Below are 16,743 nucleotides of genomic sequence, written 5' to 3'. Positions count from 1 at the left end.
TCTAACAATTACACGTTAGTTTTTCAATCTAGTGAATTTATTTATTTTTGTTAATGACAAGATAAACAAAACTAATGCAGCTGTGATTATGGATGGTCCTGACGGTGAGTTTAACTCTAATGAAGCAAATAAACCCACTATTACTGACAGCAATCCACCTATTACAGAATAAACAACCATTTGAATTGGATTATTAGAAAGGTTACGTGCCATAGCAGCAGGAATAATTAACATTCCTGTAATTAATAATAATCCAACCATTTTAATAGAAATTGCAATTATAGCAGCCATTAGAATGGTAAAAATTGCATTTACTCTCGCTGGGTTCATTCCCTCAGCTTCAGCTAATTCATAATTAACTGTTGAAGCAAAAAGTGGTTTCCAAATAATCTTTAAAACTAATAATATTAATACTCCACCAATCCAAATAATAAATATGTCATTTGGAGCTACAGCGAGAATATCACCAAACAGTAGTCCCATTATATCAAAACGAATAAATGATAAAAAGCTAATCACCACTAAACCTACAGCTAAAGATGAGTGAGCTAGTAATCCTAATAAGGCATCACCAGGCAAGTTGGTAGTTTTTTGTAGTTTTAACAAAACTAGTGCTACAGCTGAAGAAACAAAAAAAACTGATAAAGCAATATTAATATCAAAAGATAAAGCTAGAGTTACGCCAAGTAATGCTGAATGAGATAAAGTATCACCAAAAAAAGATAGTCTTCTCCAAATAACAAAACATCCAAGAGGACCAGCAACTAAAGCAATGCCTATGCCAGCAATTAGAGCTCTTATAAAAAAATCATCTAGCATTATCAATGTTTCTTTTCTTTAATACTACCATCGGTAGAATGGGTATGATCATGCTTATGCTCGTATACAGATAATAACGTTGATGCTTGATCTCCAAATAATTCTTTATAGTTTTTATTATTTGCAACATTCATTGGTGTGCCTGAGCAACAAACATGCCCGTTTAAACAAACAACATAATCAGTTTTAGACATAACCACATTTAGATCGTGAGAAATTAATAATATTCCACAATTAAGTTCATCAGAAATTTTTTTAATCAATTCATAAAGGGCAATTTCTCCAGTAAAATCTACACCTTGAACGGGTTCATCTAAAACAAGTAAATCAGGTTTTTTTGCTATTGCTCTAGCCATTAAAACTCTTTGAAATTCACCACCAGAGAGACTTCTTAAATCATTATGTTTAAGATGTTCTACTTCTGTTAATTTTAAAGCACTTACAACTTCATCAAATTGAAGCGTTTGAGTTAAACTCATAAAATCAATTACTCTAATTGGCAACGTCCAATCGATTGATATTTTTTGGGGCACATAACCAATCTTATTTGTATTTTTTGTAACTTTACCTTTAATGTTTTTGTGAATTCCTAATGCAATTTTTGCTGTAGTTGTTTTTCCAGAGCCGTTAGGCCCTATTAAAGTTAAAATTTTACCTCTTTCAATTTCTAAAGATACATCATGGACTAACCATTTATTATCTTGAAAAATTCCAACGTTTTCTAATTTTATTAATATTTCTTTTTTATCTAAATTCATTTTATTTTAAATAACAGCTTGACTAATTAAATATGTTATATTATTACGCTTTGTTATATTATAACATTAATCTAAAGCAAATTAAAACTATGAAAAAAATACATTTGATATCAACGTTAATTGCACTATTAGCATTTTCAACATTAGCAAAAGCAGACTTAAAAGTTGTAACATCTATTAAGCCTATCCACTCATTGGCTAGTTATATAATGGATGGTGTAGGTTCACCAGGATTAATAGTTGATGGTTATAATTCACCTCATAGTTTTCAGTTAAAACCCTCTCACGCTAAAATGTTAGAACAGGCAGATATCATATTTTGGATTGGAGAAGACTTAGAAAATTTTTTAGAAAAACCACTAGCTACAATTGCTAAAAAAGCTGAAAAAATTGAATTATTAGAAATTAAAGGTATTAAAAAATTAAAATTTAGAGAAAGAAGTATTTTTGAAGAACATGAAGGTCACGATGATCACGGAGATGATGCTAAGAAAGAAGAGCATGACGATCACGGTCATGATGCTAAAAAAGAAGAACATGACGATCATGAAGGACATGGTCACGATGAATATGATCCACACATTTGGTTAGATCCAATTAATGCAAAAGTTATATTAAATGAGATATCTGAACATTTAATAGAAAATGATTCAAAAAATGCATCTACTTATAAATCTAATTTAGCTAAAGCTATATCTGAAATTGATAAGCTAATAATTGATGTAATTACTGAAACTAATACGGACCTTAGTTACGTAGTATTTCATGATGCGTATCAATATTATGAAAATAGATTTAATGTAAACATACTTGGTGCAATGACTGTTAATCCCGATGTTATGCCTGGTGCAGAACAAATTCATGAAATTCATGAAGTCATTGAACATGATAACGTAAGTTGCATATTGTCAGAGCCTCAATTTAATCCTGATATAATCAAATCTATTGCCAAAGATACAAGTGTAAAAACTGGTGTCTTGGATCCACTAGGTGCCAATCTAAAACCAGGAAAAGATTTATATTTTGATTTAATCAGAAATATGTCGGCTTCATTTAATTGCTAATATTATTTAGTAATTAAATAAAGATTTCAGTCTCTTCTATATTGTAATAAAATCCTCATAAAACTTACATATAGAGGAGACTATGTTTATTAAAAAATACCTTAAATGGATCAGTACTGCTTTAGTATTAACTGGAATATTATTAACTAATTTAAATATCTACCCTATTAACATCTACTTCCATGGTCTTGGGGTCAGTGGTTGGACGATAGCTGGTTTTATATCAAAAGATAAAGCTATATTAACAAACTTTGGACTACAAATACCACTGTTCTTAATAGGGATTTATAAGGTGATATTTTAGTATCTATAAAGCCCTAATAAGTTGTATTTAAAATATTATACAACTAGACAAAATTATTAATTAATATAATTAACGATGAATCATCATACCTCAAATAATATTAATAAATTCTCTATATAGACTTCAACTTTGAATAATATAATGATCGATGAATCAACTCATCACAAAAAATATTAATAAATTTACCTATAGATAAAATTTCTCTTCTCTATTAAATCGAGTTCAAGATTAAGAATCGTTCGAAATGGAAAATAATAAAGATAAATAAAAAATAGGAAAAATAAGATGGAAATGACAACAATATATACGATCGTCGGCTTTGCTTTAGCGGGATATAGCGTTATAGCAAATGATTCAATTCAAACGCTTGGAACATTTATAGCGTCAAAACAAAAATGGTTTAAATGGTATACGCTAGCAAGCGCTGCTTCATTTGTAATGATACTTGCAATCACGTGGGGCTGGTACAGTAATGCTGGTGATATATCTTATGGAAGGTTAACTAGAATTCCTTTCCAAGAAATACAGTGGTATCATGCTGTGGCTCCTGGAATACTTTTAGTATTAACAAGAATAGGGATACCTGTTTCAACTACCTTTTTAGTGCTGTCAGCATTTGCATCAACTGTAGTTCTTGAAAAAATGCTTATGAAGAGTGTTGTAGGATACGGCTTAGCAGCTGTTGCAGCATACATTTGTTGGATAGTAGTATCTAAATTTATCAATGAGAAATTTGATGAAGTTGAAGATAAATGGATAGGTTTTTGGAGAAACTCTGTATGGGTAACTTCTGCTTGGTTATGGTGGGTTTGGTTATCTCACGACGTAGCTAATATAGCTGTATATCTTCCAAGACAAATAGATGTAAATTTATTATTAATTGTTCTTGCATACTTTACAGCTCTTCTTTTTTATATCTTCTACATAAACGGAGGAACAATTCAAAAAGTTGTTTTAGATAAAACTGGAACTAGATACGCAAGATCAGCAACAATAATTAATGTGATTTATGCTGCTGTTCTTTACTACTTTAAAGAACTTAATGATTTACCAATGTCAACAACATGGGTATTTGTTGGTTTGTTGTGTGGTAGAGAACTTGCAATATCTACAATGAATAAAGACTATAAGTTCAAGTATGTCTTTCCACTTATTGGTAAAGACTTCCTTAAAATGACTGTAGGATTGACGGTGTCAGTAGCAATTGTATTAGCAATTCACTACATCATTATTCCAAATAATTGGTTTTAAATATTAATTATGTGGTCGTATTATTATTTAATACGGCCATATACATCTTGAAACCTTACAATATCACTTTCTTTTAATATTGCCCCAACTTGAGCTTCAATAATCTTAACAGGTTTGTTACCAGGATTTTCAATTCTATGAATTGCTTCTAATGGAATGAATATATGATCGTTTTGTTTTTTATAAAAACTATCTTTATTAAGTGTAATTTTAGGCGTTCCTTGAGTTATCAGCCAATGTTCTGATCTATGATGATGTTTTTGTAAACTTAATATACCTTTTGCTTTAACGAATAACTCTTTAATTAAAAAACCTTTGCCTTCAAAAAAATTAACGTACCTACCCCAAGGTCGGTAATAAACATTTTTTTTCTTATAATATTTATTCTTATTTTTGTCATACATTTTTAAGATCTCTTTCCAGCTGCCAAGATCTGACCAAGGGATATCTAATTTAATAGCGTTGATTTGTTTAGTTTTTTCTAGAATTGCATAATCAAAAGACTTTGCTGTAGCTTTTTCAAATGAAGCTTTATTTAAGTAATAAGTGTTATCTTTAAGTTTAGCTTTTGAAACAGCATTAACACAATTTTTATATATTGTTGGTTGATACTTTTTAAAGTTATTGATTATTGAATCTTTTCTCAAAAAAAACATTCCAGAATTCCAATAGCCTTTTTGTTTAATAACCTGTTTAGCTTTAGCTTCTTTTGGTTTTTCAATAAATTTTGTAACTTTATTAATATTTCCTTTAACCTTTTTAGTTATAAAATAGCCATATTCACTTGATGGAGATGTTGGTTTAATCCCAAAGATGAATATATTTTGGTCTGTTAAATTGTCTTTATTTTTATTTATAGCTTTATTAAAAATACTTGCTTTTTCTATTAAGTGGTCTGCTGCAAAAAACATTAGTGGCTGCTCATTTGGAATGTCTTTAATTAGTGCTGATGCAAGAATTGCTGGTGCTGTATTTCTTTTTGCAGGTTCTAAAACAATTTTATATTTACTTATTTTGTGTTTCTTAATATGTTTTTTTACCTCTTTTAAATATTTAAGATTTGTACTTATGATCGGTGCATCAAAAGTTGAAGATTTAACTCTATCAAGAGTTTTTCCTAACAAAGTCCAATTACCAAAATCAATAAATTGTTTAGCTTGATGATTTTTAGAATTAGGCCAAAGTCTAGTTCCTGCTCCGCCACATAATATAACGGGTCTAATTTTCATTAAATATCAGCGTAAACTCTTACTTCTTTTCTTTTACCTGGATGTGTTGGTGCACCCAAATATGCAGGACCTACTGTTTGAGCATATTTCCAAATAGTACCAGATCCAAAGCTTGATTTTTTTGCTTTCCACTGTTTACGCCTTGTAGCTAATTGTGATTTAGTTAATCTAACGTTAATGGTTCCTTTTTTAGCGTCTATATCAATTACATCACCATTACGTAAAAGAGCTAAAGGGCCTCCTAAGGCCGCCTCAGGGCCAACATGACCCACACAAAAACCTCTAGTAGCACCTGAAAACCTTCCATCAGTAATTAGCGCAACCTTCTCACCCATACCTTGACCATAAATAGCACCTGTAGTTGATAGCATTTCTCTCATACCAGGACCACCAACTGGTCCTTCATAACGAATAATAATTACATCACCTTCTTTATATTTTTTCTTTTGTACGCAAGCCATTGCAGCTTCTTCATTATCAAAACATCTAGCTTTACCAGTAAATTGTAGTTTCTTTAAACCAGCAATTTTAACAATTCCACCATCAGGAGCTAAGTTACCCTTAAGACCAACAACTCCTCCATCTGGTGATAAAGGATTATCATAAGCTCTTAAAACTTTTTGCTTAGGGTTAAATTTAATATTTTTTAAATTTTGTTTCATTGTTTTTCCAGTAACTGTCATGCAGTCACCGTGAATAAAACCACCATCAAAAAGAGTTTTTAATAACATAGGAACTCCACCAGCTAACCACATATCTTTTGCAACATATTTTCCACCTGGTTTTAAATCAGCAAGATATGGAGTTTTTTTAAAAATTTTAGCTACATCCATTAAATCAAACTTAATTCCAATTTCATTAGCAATAGCTGGTAAGTGTAACGCAGCATTTGTCGATCCACCAGTAGCCGCAACTATTGTTGCAGCATTTTCTAAAGATTTTTTTGTAACAATATCTCTTGGACGAATATTTTTTTCTAATAAATTCATTACAGTCTTTCCACTCAATAATGCATATTTATCTCTTTCTTCGTATGGAGCAGGTGTTCCAGCTGAATAAGGTAAGGCTAAACCGATAGCTTCAGAAACACAGGCCATAGTATTTGCAGTAAATTGTCCTCCACACGCACCAGCACTTGGGCATGCAACTAACTCTAATTTTCTTAATTCTTTAGCAGACATTTTTCCAGCTGAGTGTTTTCCAACCGCTTCAAAAACATCAACAACAGTTACATCTTTGCCTTTGTATTGACCTGGAAGTATTGAGCCACCATAAATAAATACACTTGGTACATTTAACCTAACCATTGCCATCATTAAGGCAGGTAGAGATTTATCACAACCAGCAATACCAACTAGTGCATCATAACAATGACCACGTACAGTAAGTTCAGTTGAGTCGGCAATTACTTCACGAGAAATTAAAGATGATTTCATTCCTTCATGACCCATGGCAATACCATCAGTTACAGTTATTGTACAAAATTCTCTAGGAGTTCCACCTGAAGCTCTAACACCTTTTTTAACAGATTGAGCTTGTCTCATTAAAGCAATATTACAAGGGGCAGCTTCATTCCAAGTTGAAACAACACCAACAAATGGTTTTGCTACATCTTTTTCCGTTTCACCCATCGCATAATAAAAAGATCTATGTGGAGCTCTATCAGCACCTAATGAAGTATGTCTGCTTGGTAATTTTTTTTTGTTAAATTTTGCCATTATATACCCTTTATAGTTATTGATATTCTCTCAACATCATTTTTTAAATTATTATAATTAGTTTTTTCCTGATCAACAATATCTTTTGGTGCTCTATCAACAAAGCTTTTATTAGCTAATCTTTCTGATATTTTATTCATTTCCTCTTGGTACTTATTTTGTCTGGTAGTTAAGTTTTCCTTAATCAATTCTAGATCAACATCTTCATCAAAATAAACTTTAAATAGATCGCCAGAAACCATCAATGTAGCAGCTGGTTTATCTAAATCTTTATTATATAAATTTTTGATACGACCAAGTTTTTTTAGAATAATCTCATTTTCATTAAAAAATGATTGTTCTTTTTTACTAACAGTCTCTATTGAAATATCTATAAAAGAACCAGGGCTTACACTTAATTCATTTTTAAATGATCTTAATTCTGAGACTATACTGATAATTTTTTCAACTTGATTTGTTGACGAGTCTCTTTCAAGCTCGCCAGAGGGCCAATTAGCTAACATAAGAAAATCTTTACCTGAGTTATCAAATTTATTATTTAGCCAAATTTCTTCAGTAATGAATGGAATAAATGGATGTAATAATATCAATATTTGCTTAAATATATAAGCTGATACTTGTCTTACTTCATCTTTTGCTTTTTCATCCTCTGAGAATAATATTGTTTTAGAAAGCTCTAAATACCAATCACAATAAGAGTGCCAAGTAAATTGATATGCATTTTTTGCAGCTTCATCAAACCTGTAATCTTTTAAGTTTTTTTCAATTTTATTCTTAGTTTCTATAAGTTCAGCATAAATCCATTTGTTAATATTAATTGATAGAATTGGTTTATCTTCAATTTTAGAAAAGTCACAATTATTGGTAATCAAAAAGTTGTTTGCATTCCATAATTTATTTAAAAAATTTCTATATCCTTTAACTCTATCTTCAGAAAGTTTTACATCGGTGCCGGGTGATGCCATTGATAGTAAAGTAAATCTTAAAGCATCTGCACTATATTTTTTAATTAAATCTAAAGGATCAATTACATTTCCTTTTGATTTTGACATTTTCTGACCCTTCTCATCCTTAACAAGTGCATGAACATAAATATCTTTAAAAGGTTCTTTATCTAAAAACTCCATTCCAAACATAATCATACGTGCCACCCAAAAAAATATAATATCAAACCCCGTGACAAGTACTGATGTTGGATAAAATTTATCAACATATTCTTTATTGTTAGGCCACCCCAATGTAGCAAAAGGCCATAAGCCTGATGAAAACCAAGTATCTAACACGTCAGGATCACGAATTAAATCTACATCTTTATTGTAAAATTTTTTTGCATCTAATTTTGCTTCATCTTCATTTATTGCAACGAAGATTTTTTTATCAGGGCCATACCAAGCTGGTATTTGATGTCCCCACCATAATTGTCTTGAGATACACCATGGCTCAATATTATTCATCCACTGAAAATAAGTTTTTGACCAATTAGTAGGGAAAAAATTAGTTTTTTTTGAGTTAACTATATCTTTAGCTTTAATTGATAATTTTTTTGCATCTACAAACCATTGTTCAGTTAAAAAAGGTTCAATTACAGAGTTTGATCTATCTCCATATGGAACTTTGTTTTTAATATTTTCTTCTTTTACAAAAAATTCTTTTGTTTTAAGTTCTTTTAATATTTTCTTTCTAGCCTCAAAACGGTCAAGACCAATATAATCTTTTGAGGCATTTTGATTTATTTTACCAGCTTCTGTAAAAATATTTATTATTTCAAGATTGTTTCTTTTACCTACATCATAATCATTAAAATCATGAGCTGGCGTTATTTTTAATGCACCCGTTCCCTGTTCAGGGTCAGCATAATCATCTTCTATAATCTTAATTTTTCTACCAACAATTGGAACTGTAACAAATTTACCAACCAAATGTTTAAATCGATCATCTTTTGGGTTTACAGCTATGGCTGTGTCACCAAGCATTGTTTCAGGTCTTGTGGTTGCAATTGTAATAAATTCATTAGAATCATCAATTGGGTATTTTATATAATACATTAGAGAGTTAACTTCTCTCTGATCTACCTCTAAGTCAGAAATGGCAGTTTTTAAAACCGTATCCCAATTAACTAATTTCTTATCTTTATAAATTAATTTTTTTTTATGAAGTTCGACAAAAACTTTAACCACAGATTTAGAAAGATTTTCATCCATCGTAAAAGCATTTCTTGACCAATCACACGAACAACCTAATTTTTTAAGTTGATTGATTATAATGTCACCGTATTGCTCTTTCCATTCCCATACTTTTTCTATAAACTTTTCTCTTCCAATTTCATTTTTATCAATACCTTCAGCGATTAATTTTTTCTCTACTAAAGCCTGTGTGGCAATTCCTGCATGATCAGTTCCTGGTTGCCATAGTGTTTCATAATTATTCATACGGTGGTATCTAACCAAAAGATCTTGAATTGAATTATTCAAAGCATGCCCCATATGAAGGCTACCTGTTACATTGGGCGGAGGTATAACTACTGAAAATTTCTTTTTATTTGTTGTGGGTTTAAATAAATTATTTTTTTCCCAATAAGAGTAAATCTTATCTTCAACATCAGAATGTATGTATTTATCATTACTCATAAGGTATTCATAAGTTTATAATTTAATAATATCAATTAACAATAATCAATTTGGTAGCTTATTTGGTAGACTAATTATTAATATTTTATATATAAAAGGTTTACTATTTGATTTATTATGAGATGTGAGGGCAACGTGGCGGAATGGTTACGCAGAGGATTGCAAATCCTTGTATCCCAGTTCGATTCTGGGCGTTGCCTCCAAAAAAAATCTTGTTTTACTTTAAAAAAAAAGTAGATTGTGATTTTGATATTCCTCGGTAGCTCAGTTGGTAGAGCAGTTGACTGTTAATCAATTGGTCGTAGGTTCGAGTCCTACCCGAGGAGCCAAAACCTTACCTTCAACATTTTGATAAAAATCTTATTAAGATAATTTTTTGCTTAAATTTATACCTGTAAGGCAGAGATTATATTATAAATAAATTTTATAAGTGATTAGACTAAATTAGGGTCTTAAACAAATTTTTATATTAGCCTACTTTTGAAATTCCAATGTTTGAAGCTTGTAAAGATTTACTAAACTTTAGTTTTTGATCATTATTAAGCTCAGAATATAATTTAACTAAAAAATTATAATTTACATTCATATGACCTTCTTGAGATCTTTCAAGGTTTATTAAATATTCTGAATAATCTTCGAAAAAATAATTTACTGGAACTTTTAAATAATTTGCTAACTGAAGAAGTCTTATTGAGCTAACCCCATTAGTTCCTTTTTCATATTTTTGAATTTGTTGAAATGTAACATTAATTGCTTTTGCTACTTTTGTTTGTGTAAGACCTAAAGCTAATCTTCTTAGCTTTAATTTGTTACCTAAGTGTTTGTTGAAATTATCTTCCATTAAGACCCCTCTTAAAGTTAGTTTTAAAAATCCCATTGAACTAATTTTTAGATGTTATCGCAACAGAAAAATTTTTTTATTTTAAAAAATTAGGTACAAAATTATAAATTGTGTCAAGATATTATAAGTATATCTTAAAAAATATAAGTGTTGAGGAATATAGCTAAATGAAGCTTATAAAATTTGGCTTAAGAAAAGTTTAGTACGATCATTTTTTGGATTAGCAAAGAAGTCTTTGGTTGTTGCCTTTTCTACAATCATTCCTTCATCCATAAAGATCATTTGATCAGCAACTTCTTTAGCAAATCCCATTTCATGGGTTACAACGATCATAGTCATTCCTTGTTTTGCTAAATTAACCATAACATCAAGTACTTCTTTGATCATTTCAGGATCTAATGCTGATGTAGGTTCGTCAAATAACATAATTTTAGGTTCCATACAAAGTGCTCTAGCAATTGCAACTCTTTGTTGTTGACCACCTGACAATTGACCTGGGAATTTTTGAGCTTGGTCTAAAATTTGTACTCTTTCTAAATGCTCTAAGGCTAATGTTTCAGCATCTTTCTTTGACATTTTTTTTACCCAGATTGGGGCTAATGTGCAATTATCTAAAATAGACAAATGAGGAAATAAATTAAACTGTTGAAAAACCATTCCAACTTCAGCTCTAACTTGTTCTATATTTTTTGTGTCTTCTGATATTTCAGTTCCATCAACTATAATAGTTCCTTTTTGATGTTCTTCCAACCTGTTGATACATCTAATTAGCGTAGACTTTCCAGATCCAGACGGACCACAAACAACAATTTTTTCTTTTGGTTTAACCTCAAGGTCGATATCTTTTAAAACCTGAAAATCACCAAACCATTTATTAACTTTTTGTATTTTAATAATTGAATCTGACATAATTATCTATCTGTTTTATATTTTAATTCTAAATTTTGACTATATTTACTCATACTATAACAAATAATCCAGAATATTATTCCAGCAAATACATAACCCTCCATTGAAAAACCAAGCCATTTAGGATTTGTCTTAGCTAAGTTTAACATTCCAACTAATTCAAGAAGACCAACAACAAATATTAAAGGCGTATCTTTTATAAGTGCTAAGAATGTATTTGCAATACCCGGTATTACTAATTTTAATGCCTGAGGAAGAATAACAAAAACATGCATTCTCCAATAACCCATACCAAGAGATTTAGCAGCATCATATTGGCCTCTTGGTAGCGCCTGTAGACCTCCTCTTATAACTTCTGCTGTGTAGGCAGCTTCAAATAAAGTGATAGCGACAACGACTCTAATTAATTTATCAACATAAGTTCCGTCAGGTAAAAACATAGGAAACATAACTGCAGACATGAATAGTACAGTAATTAAAGGTACGCCCCTCCAAAATTCTATAAAAGAAAGTGATGAATATTTAACAATAGGTAAATTAGATCTTCTTCCAAGAGCCAACATCATTCCTAAAGGGAAACAAAAAATCAGAGAAAAGAAAGATACCATAAAAGTTAAAGATAAACCTCCCCAAGCACCTGTTTCTACCCACACTAATCCAAATGAACCCCCAGATACTATAAAGTAGATTAAGATAAAGGAAATAATAGGTAAAATAAGAACGTAATATAAAGATAGATAATTCCTAAGTCTTGTTGGAGCAAAAAAACCAGCTGCCATAAACACAAGGACAGCAATAAATGTTAAATTAACCCTCCATTGTTCTGCATTAGGGTACATTCCGTACATAAATCTATTAAACCAAACTTTGATATAAACCCAACAAGCCCCACCACCAGTACAAGCTTCTTTGCTATCACCAGCAAAATTGGCATCTAGGATAAGCCAATTTAATAATGGAGGTAGTCCAAAAATTATAAGTAAAATTATAGATACACTTAATGCTGCATTGAAATTAGTTGTGTTAATGTTTTTATTGAGACTATCTAAAATCTTTATACCTGAAAATTCTATTCTAATTAAATGAAGCCCAATAACTCCAAAAATTAATGGTGTAAAAAAATTAATAACTCTAGGTAAAAAAGAAGTAATATTCGTATTAAAATAGTTATTTAAATAAAAATCAATGATTCCTATTGAAAAAAATAAGACACCTGAAATTAAAGAAATATTTCTATTTTTGTGATGATTAAATTTTAATATATTAAATTTGTTTATGCTCATTATTTTTCCTGTATCGCTATTCTTTTATTGTACCAGTTCATTAATAATGAAATACCCAAACTAATAGTCAAATAAGTTGCCATAGTAATTCCTACAATTTCTATAGCTCTACCCGTTTGCATCATTGCAGTACCAGCAAAAACTAAAACTAAATCAGGATACGCGATAGCTGCAGCTAGAGATGAATTTTTAGTTAAGTTTAAATATTGATTAGTTGTTGGTGGAATAATAATTCTTAATGCTTGAGGCATGATTACTAATTTTAAAACTTGATTTGGAGTAAGACCGATTGAGGCTGCTGCCTCTTTTTGACCTTTACCAATCCCTTGAATACCAGCTCTAACATTTTCAGCAATAAATGTTGCTGTATAAAGAGTAAGAGCAAGAGTAAGAGCAATTAATTCAGGTGGTATTTTTAAACCACCGTCAAAAGTATATGATGATTGAGACATCTGTCTAATTACAGGATAACTCCAAGATAAATCTACACCACCAATTAAAAAAGTTAGTAATGGCAAAAATATAAAAATTGCCAGAGATATGAAGAATACAGGTAATCGTTTACCCTCTTGCTCTTGTTTCTTTTTTGCATATCTTGCAAAGAAAAAAATTATAATCATTGCAGCAATTATTGTTGTAAAAAAAACATCAAAATTTGTCCAAATTGGAGCTGGTGTATAAAGTCCTTTGATTGTCATAAAAGATGAGTTTAATAACATAGGAGCATCTTCGAGCATTGGTAAGGCTCTTAACGCAGCAAAATACCAAAAGAAAATTTGTAATAATAAAGGAATATTTCTAAAAAACTCTATGTAGAAAGAGGCCGTTTTTCTAATCAAGTAATTTGGAGATAAACGTGCAACACCTATAACAGCACCTAATAATGTAGCTAAAATAATTCCTATAAAAGCTACTAAAAGTGTATTTAGTAAACCGACCAAGTAGGCTCTGGCGTATGTATGAGAACCGTCATAATCAATTAAAGAAAACTGTATATCAAAAGAAGCTTGGGTTTTTAAAAACCCAAAACCAAACTCTAAACCTCTTGCACCCATATTCTCTTGAGCGTTCATGGTAAAGAAACCAAATACTAATACTATAAACAGTAAAGTTAATAGTTGTGGAAGAATTTTTTTTATTTTCATTTGAGAAAGTATTATAAAAAAAGGGCTAGATAAATCTAGCCCTTTTTAAATTATTTTAGATAATAATTATCTAGCTGGTGGAGTGTATAATAGTCCGCCTTGAGTCCAGATATTATTTGGTCCTCTGTCAGGTAAAATACCAGTGTCAGCTATATTTCTTTTATAACTTTCACCATAGTTTCCAACTTGCTTAATAATTCTTAAGCTCCAGTCTTGATCTAGACCTAAATACGAACCTAATTCACCTTCAGTACCCACTAATCTTTTAACTGCTGGGTTTTCTGAAGTTTTCATCATGTCAGCATTTGAAGAAGATATTCCATATTCTTCAGCTTCAATCATTACGTTTAGAGACCATCTTACGATATCTTCCCAAACTGCATCACCTTGACGTACTACTGGTCCTAGAGGCTCTTTAGAAATAGTCTCTGGTAACACTATGTGGTCATCAGGGTTAGTCATTTTTGTTCTTTGTGCTGCTAGACCAGATTTATCAGTTGTGTAAGTATCACATCTGCCTGAGTCATAAGCTGCAACAACTTCATCAGCTTTTTCGAAAGCAACTGGCTCATAAGAAATTCCTTTTGAATTAAAGAAGTCTCTCATGTTTAGTTCAGTTGTAGTTCCGATGTTTGTACATGCTGAAATTCCATTTTTGAATTGGCTCGTAGAAGTAATTCCTGAGTCTTTTCTTACCATGAAACCTTGACCATCATAGAAGTTTACACCAACGAAAGTTACACCTAGATCCGCATCTCTTGAAAGTGTCCAAGTTGTGTTTCTTGATAAGATATCAATCTCACCAGAAGTTAGAGCTGTGAATCTTTCTTTAGCACTTAGTGGAGTGAACTTAACTTTGTTCGCATCACCTAATACTGCAGCAGCAACTGCTCTACATACATCAACGTCAACACCTGTCCAATTTCCAGCAGCGTCAGCATTTGAAAATCCTGGTAGACCTTGAGATACACCACATCTTACAAAACCTTTTTTCATAGTGTTCTTAAGAGTTTTTGACTTCTTAGCGGCCATTGTTTCTGTTGTAAAAGTAAACAGAACTGCAACCATAGCAACTAGAGAAGTTAATTGTTTTACGTATTTAAACATATTTTATTCCTCTGTTTTATTTATTTATTTGTTAACAAATAATTCAAAATGATTTGAATTAAGTTAAATGTTTATCATTTTATGAAGGTGAACAAAGTAAAATTGCTCTTATTAGAACTTTTCTAACTATATATAGTGTCACACCAAAAAATGTAAGTACTATCTGGTAATGGTGCGCTCTGGTGGACTCGAACCACCGACCCTCGGTTTAGAAAACCGATGCTCTATCCAGCTGAGCTAAGAGCGCAAAATAATACATGTGTATTTATAGTACGAATTTAATTTTTAAAAAGGAATTTTTTACAAATAATTAATAAAGTTAGAAGCTCAAGTCTACCAATAATCATAAAGAAAATTAGATAATATTTGGTCATAAAGTGTAGATCATAAAAACTGAAATCACTTAACCCAAACATTGAAGAATTTACAGTATTCATTATGGTTAAAATTGAGAGTTTAAATGAGCTTTCGAAATCAATTCCACTTAGAGTTAATAAAAAAGTTAAAATTAATAAAGAAATTATAAAAACTATTACAGATAAAAAATATTTATAGATTTCATCTAATTTAAATGAATCTTTTGAAAACAAGTGTTTGTTTATATAAATATTTTTAGGCCTACTGTAAGAAAGAATTTCGTTAATTGAGTATTTAAATAAAGAATAAATTTTTAAAAATCTAATACCAGAACTTGTAGAAAAAAAAGAACCACCAATAATAACAAGTATTAAAAAGATAAATGATAAATTATTAGAAGAATTATTTAATGAAAATCCTGCATTTGAAATACTGCTCGTTAAAGATAAAAACAATTCACTAAAATTATTATCAAAGTTTAGAAATGCAAAAAAGATAATCAACAAACTTAAGAAATAAAATAACAAATGAATATCTTCGTTAAAGAAATTAAGGTTGTGATTTTTTGTGAAGATTAAATTGTAAATTAAAAAAATACTAAAAAAAGAAGATAGTAATAAAGTTGATGTAATTATTACTTGAGAATTATTGATCAAGATATTAGACAAATTATTTGACGGCAAAAAACCACCTGATGAAATTATAGTCATAGCTAGATTTAGAGAATTGAACAACCTGATATCAAAAAAACTTAATATTATAAAGATTGAAAGTGTAATTAATGAATAAAATAGGAATATCTTCAAAGCTTGTTTGAAAGTTTCAGATTTATTAAAAGATAAAAAATTAGTTAAAGATTTTTTGAAACTATGATCAAAGATATCAATCAATAATATTATAGAAAATAAGAAATAAAGACCTCCAACCCATTGTGATGCAGATCTCCATAAAATCAAACTTTGATCTATGTGATTTATATTATCAAAAATAGTAAAGCCAGTAGAGGTGAATCCAGAAATTGACTCGAAGAATGAATTAACAAAAGTTAAGTTATAAATACTAAAGTAAAAAGGTATTGAAATCACCAGTGGTAACAAAAAATAACCAAGAAGAATTGTTAATATTTTTTCATATATTGTTGTTTTTTTTTCATCATTATTTTTTATATAATAAAATAGTATGGCAAAAATAATTGATATTATAAACGTATATATGTAAGTATTTAAATTTAGGTAAAGGTTTAGATAATAGGAATAGATAATATTAAAAAAAGCTAAGATAGAGACTATTCCAAAAAAAACACTCAAGTAAATGACTTTAAAGTATTTCAT

Annotated in this window: 14 protein-coding genes and 3 tRNA genes; 5 read left to right on the top strand and 12 right to left on the bottom strand. The window is 30.1% G+C overall.

Going from position 1 to position 16,743, the window contains the following annotated elements:
- Positions 1-15: 15 nt before the first annotated feature.
- Together ABXT45_RS03075 and ABXT45_RS03070 are read right to left on the bottom strand one after the other, a co-directional pair.
- Positions 16-819, bottom strand: coding sequence for a metal ABC transporter permease (locus ABXT45_RS03075; RefSeq protein ID WP_415314320.1), 804 nt, complete (start codon positions 817-819; stop codon positions 16-18).
- A gap of 2 nt (positions 820-821) precedes the next feature.
- Positions 822-1,577 (bottom strand): ATP-binding cassette domain-containing protein, encoded by a 756-nt coding sequence (locus ABXT45_RS03070; protein ID WP_415314319.1) that lies wholly within the window; start codon positions 1,575-1,577, stop codon positions 822-824.
- 89 nt (positions 1,578-1,666) lie between these two features.
- Here ABXT45_RS03070 and ABXT45_RS03065 point away from each other — a divergent pair, with 89 nt between their 5' ends.
- The 3 genes from ABXT45_RS03065 (at position 1,667) to ABXT45_RS03055 (ending at position 4,196) form a co-directional block, all read left to right on the top strand.
- Positions 1,667-2,641: a zinc ABC transporter substrate-binding protein gene (locus ABXT45_RS03065; RefSeq protein ID WP_415314318.1), complete on the top strand. Its 975-nt coding sequence runs from the start codon at positions 1,667-1,669 to the stop codon at positions 2,639-2,641.
- An 82-nt stretch (positions 2,642-2,723) separates the two neighbouring features.
- A complete protein-coding gene (locus ABXT45_RS03060) occupies positions 2,724-2,945 on the top strand; it encodes a DUF6552 family protein (RefSeq protein ID WP_415314317.1) in 222 nt (73 codons plus the stop codon).
- A gap of 291 nt (positions 2,946-3,236) precedes the next feature.
- The gene (locus ABXT45_RS03055; RefSeq protein WP_415314316.1) at positions 3,237-4,196 is read left to right on the top strand and encodes a hypothetical protein; all 960 of its coding nucleotides are present in this window, start codon (positions 3,237-3,239) and stop codon (positions 4,194-4,196) included.
- 23 nt (positions 4,197-4,219) lie between these two features.
- Here the strand turns inward: ABXT45_RS03055 and ABXT45_RS03050 are convergent, their stop codons facing one another.
- Genes ABXT45_RS03050 through ABXT45_RS03040 form a run of 3 tightly spaced genes read right to left on the bottom strand, consistent with a single transcriptional unit; the run spans position 4,220 to position 9,770 of the window.
- A complete protein-coding gene (locus ABXT45_RS03050) occupies positions 4,220-5,425 on the bottom strand; it encodes a sugar phosphate nucleotidyltransferase (protein WP_415314315.1) in 1,206 nt (401 codons plus the stop codon).
- Positions 5,425-7,143, bottom strand: a complete 1,719-nt coding sequence (gene ilvD, locus ABXT45_RS03045) for a dihydroxy-acid dehydratase (RefSeq protein ID WP_415314314.1) — start codon at positions 7,141-7,143, stop codon at positions 5,425-5,427. Before ilvD ends, ABXT45_RS03050 begins: the two co-directional genes overlap by 1 nt.
- On the bottom strand, positions 7,143-9,770 hold the full coding sequence (locus tag ABXT45_RS03040; RefSeq protein ID WP_415314313.1) for a valine--tRNA ligase: 2,628 nt from the start codon (positions 9,768-9,770) through the stop codon (positions 7,143-7,145). Before ABXT45_RS03040 ends, ilvD begins: the two co-directional genes overlap by 1 nt.
- Before the next feature lie 129 nt (positions 9,771-9,899).
- On the opposite strand from ABXT45_RS03040, the gene ABXT45_RS03035 reads away from it, so the two are divergent.
- Both ABXT45_RS03035 and ABXT45_RS03030 read left to right on the top strand, forming a co-directional pair.
- Positions 9,900-9,973 (top strand) — tRNA-Cys (locus tag ABXT45_RS03035).
- 50 nt (positions 9,974-10,023) lie between these two features.
- A tRNA-Asn gene (locus ABXT45_RS03030) sits at positions 10,024-10,099 on the top strand.
- 140 nt (positions 10,100-10,239) lie between these two features.
- Here ABXT45_RS03030 and ABXT45_RS03025 read toward each other — a convergent pair.
- From ABXT45_RS03025 to ABXT45_RS02995, 7 genes are all read right to left on the bottom strand, one after another.
- Positions 10,240-10,611, bottom strand: coding sequence for a helix-turn-helix domain-containing protein (locus ABXT45_RS03025; RefSeq protein WP_415314312.1), 372 nt, complete (start codon positions 10,609-10,611; stop codon positions 10,240-10,242).
- Positions 10,612-10,785: 174 nt separating this feature from the next.
- Positions 10,786-11,520 carry an amino acid ABC transporter ATP-binding protein gene (locus ABXT45_RS03020; RefSeq protein ID WP_415314311.1) on the bottom strand — a complete coding sequence of 245 codons (735 nt, stop codon included), beginning with the start codon at positions 11,518-11,520 and terminating at the stop codon, positions 10,786-10,788.
- Between the two features lie 2 nt (positions 11,521-11,522).
- Positions 11,523-12,803 carry an amino acid ABC transporter permease gene (locus ABXT45_RS03015; protein ID WP_415314310.1) on the bottom strand — a complete coding sequence of 427 codons (1,281 nt, stop codon included), beginning with the start codon at positions 12,801-12,803 and terminating at the stop codon, positions 11,523-11,525.
- The gene (locus tag ABXT45_RS03010) at positions 12,803-13,948 is read right to left on the bottom strand and encodes an amino acid ABC transporter permease (RefSeq protein WP_415279042.1); all 1,146 of its coding nucleotides are present in this window, start codon (positions 13,946-13,948) and stop codon (positions 12,803-12,805) included. Before ABXT45_RS03010 ends, ABXT45_RS03015 begins: the two co-directional genes overlap by 1 nt.
- A gap of 66 nt (positions 13,949-14,014) precedes the next feature.
- Positions 14,015-15,055, bottom strand: a complete 1,041-nt coding sequence (locus tag ABXT45_RS03005; protein WP_415314309.1) for an amino acid ABC transporter substrate-binding protein — start codon at positions 15,053-15,055, stop codon at positions 14,015-14,017.
- A gap of 170 nt (positions 15,056-15,225) precedes the next feature.
- Positions 15,226-15,302: transfer RNA gene (locus ABXT45_RS03000), tRNA-Arg, on the bottom strand.
- Between the two features lie 31 nt (positions 15,303-15,333).
- Entirely contained in the window at positions 15,334-16,743 is a 1,410-nt protein-coding gene (locus tag ABXT45_RS02995) for a TrkH family potassium uptake protein (protein ID WP_415314308.1), read from the bottom strand.

It is taken from the genome of Candidatus Pelagibacter sp. Uisw_106 (assembly GCF_047724975.1).
Lineage (GTDB): Bacteria > Pseudomonadota > Alphaproteobacteria > Pelagibacterales > Pelagibacteraceae > Pelagibacter.
This window is presented reverse-complemented; position numbering and strand designations above follow the sequence as displayed.

Bases quoted from the DNA above. Each gene is read 5' to 3' on its own strand.
- ABXT45_RS03055 (WP_415314316.1), top strand. From the start codon at position 3,237: ATGACAACAATATATACGATCGTCGGCTTTGCTTTAGCGGGATATAGC.
- ABXT45_RS03025 (WP_415314312.1), bottom strand. From the start codon at position 10,611: ATGGAAGATAATTTCAACAAACACTTAGGTAACAAATTAAAGCTAAGA.
- ABXT45_RS03050 (WP_415314315.1), bottom strand. From the start codon at position 5,425: ATGAAAATTAGACCCGTTATATTATGTGGCGGAGCAGGAACTAGACTT.
- ABXT45_RS03075 (WP_415314320.1), bottom strand. From the start codon at position 819: ATGCTAGATGATTTTTTTATAAGAGCTCTAATTGCTGGCATAGGCATT.
- ABXT45_RS03010 (WP_415279042.1), bottom strand. From the start codon at position 13,948: ATGAAAATAAAAAAAATTCTTCCACAACTATTAACTTTACTGTTTATA.
- ABXT45_RS03015 (WP_415314310.1), bottom strand. From the start codon at position 12,803: ATGAGCATAAACAAATTTAATATATTAAAATTTAATCATCACAAAAAT.
- ABXT45_RS03060 (WP_415314317.1), top strand. From the start codon at position 2,724: ATGTTTATTAAAAAATACCTTAAATGGATCAGTACTGCTTTAGTATTA.
- ABXT45_RS03065 (WP_415314318.1), top strand. From the start codon at position 1,667: ATGAAAAAAATACATTTGATATCAACGTTAATTGCACTATTAGCATTT.
- ilvD (WP_415314314.1), bottom strand. From the start codon at position 7,143: ATGGCAAAATTTAACAAAAAAAAATTACCAAGCAGACATACTTCATTA.
- ABXT45_RS03040 (WP_415314313.1), bottom strand. From the start codon at position 9,770: ATGAGTAATGATAAATACATACATTCTGATGTTGAAGATAAGATTTAC.
- ABXT45_RS03070 (WP_415314319.1), bottom strand. From the start codon at position 1,577: ATGAATTTAGATAAAAAAGAAATATTAATAAAATTAGAAAACGTTGGA.
- ABXT45_RS03005 (WP_415314309.1), bottom strand. From the start codon at position 15,055: ATGTTTAAATACGTAAAACAATTAACTTCTCTAGTTGCTATGGTTGCA.
- ABXT45_RS02995 (WP_415314308.1), bottom strand. From the start codon at position 16,743: ATGAAATACTTTAAAGTCATTTACTTGAGTGTTTTTTTTGGAATAGTC.
- ABXT45_RS03020 (WP_415314311.1), bottom strand. From the start codon at position 11,520: ATGTCAGATTCAATTATTAAAATACAAAAAGTTAATAAATGGTTTGGT.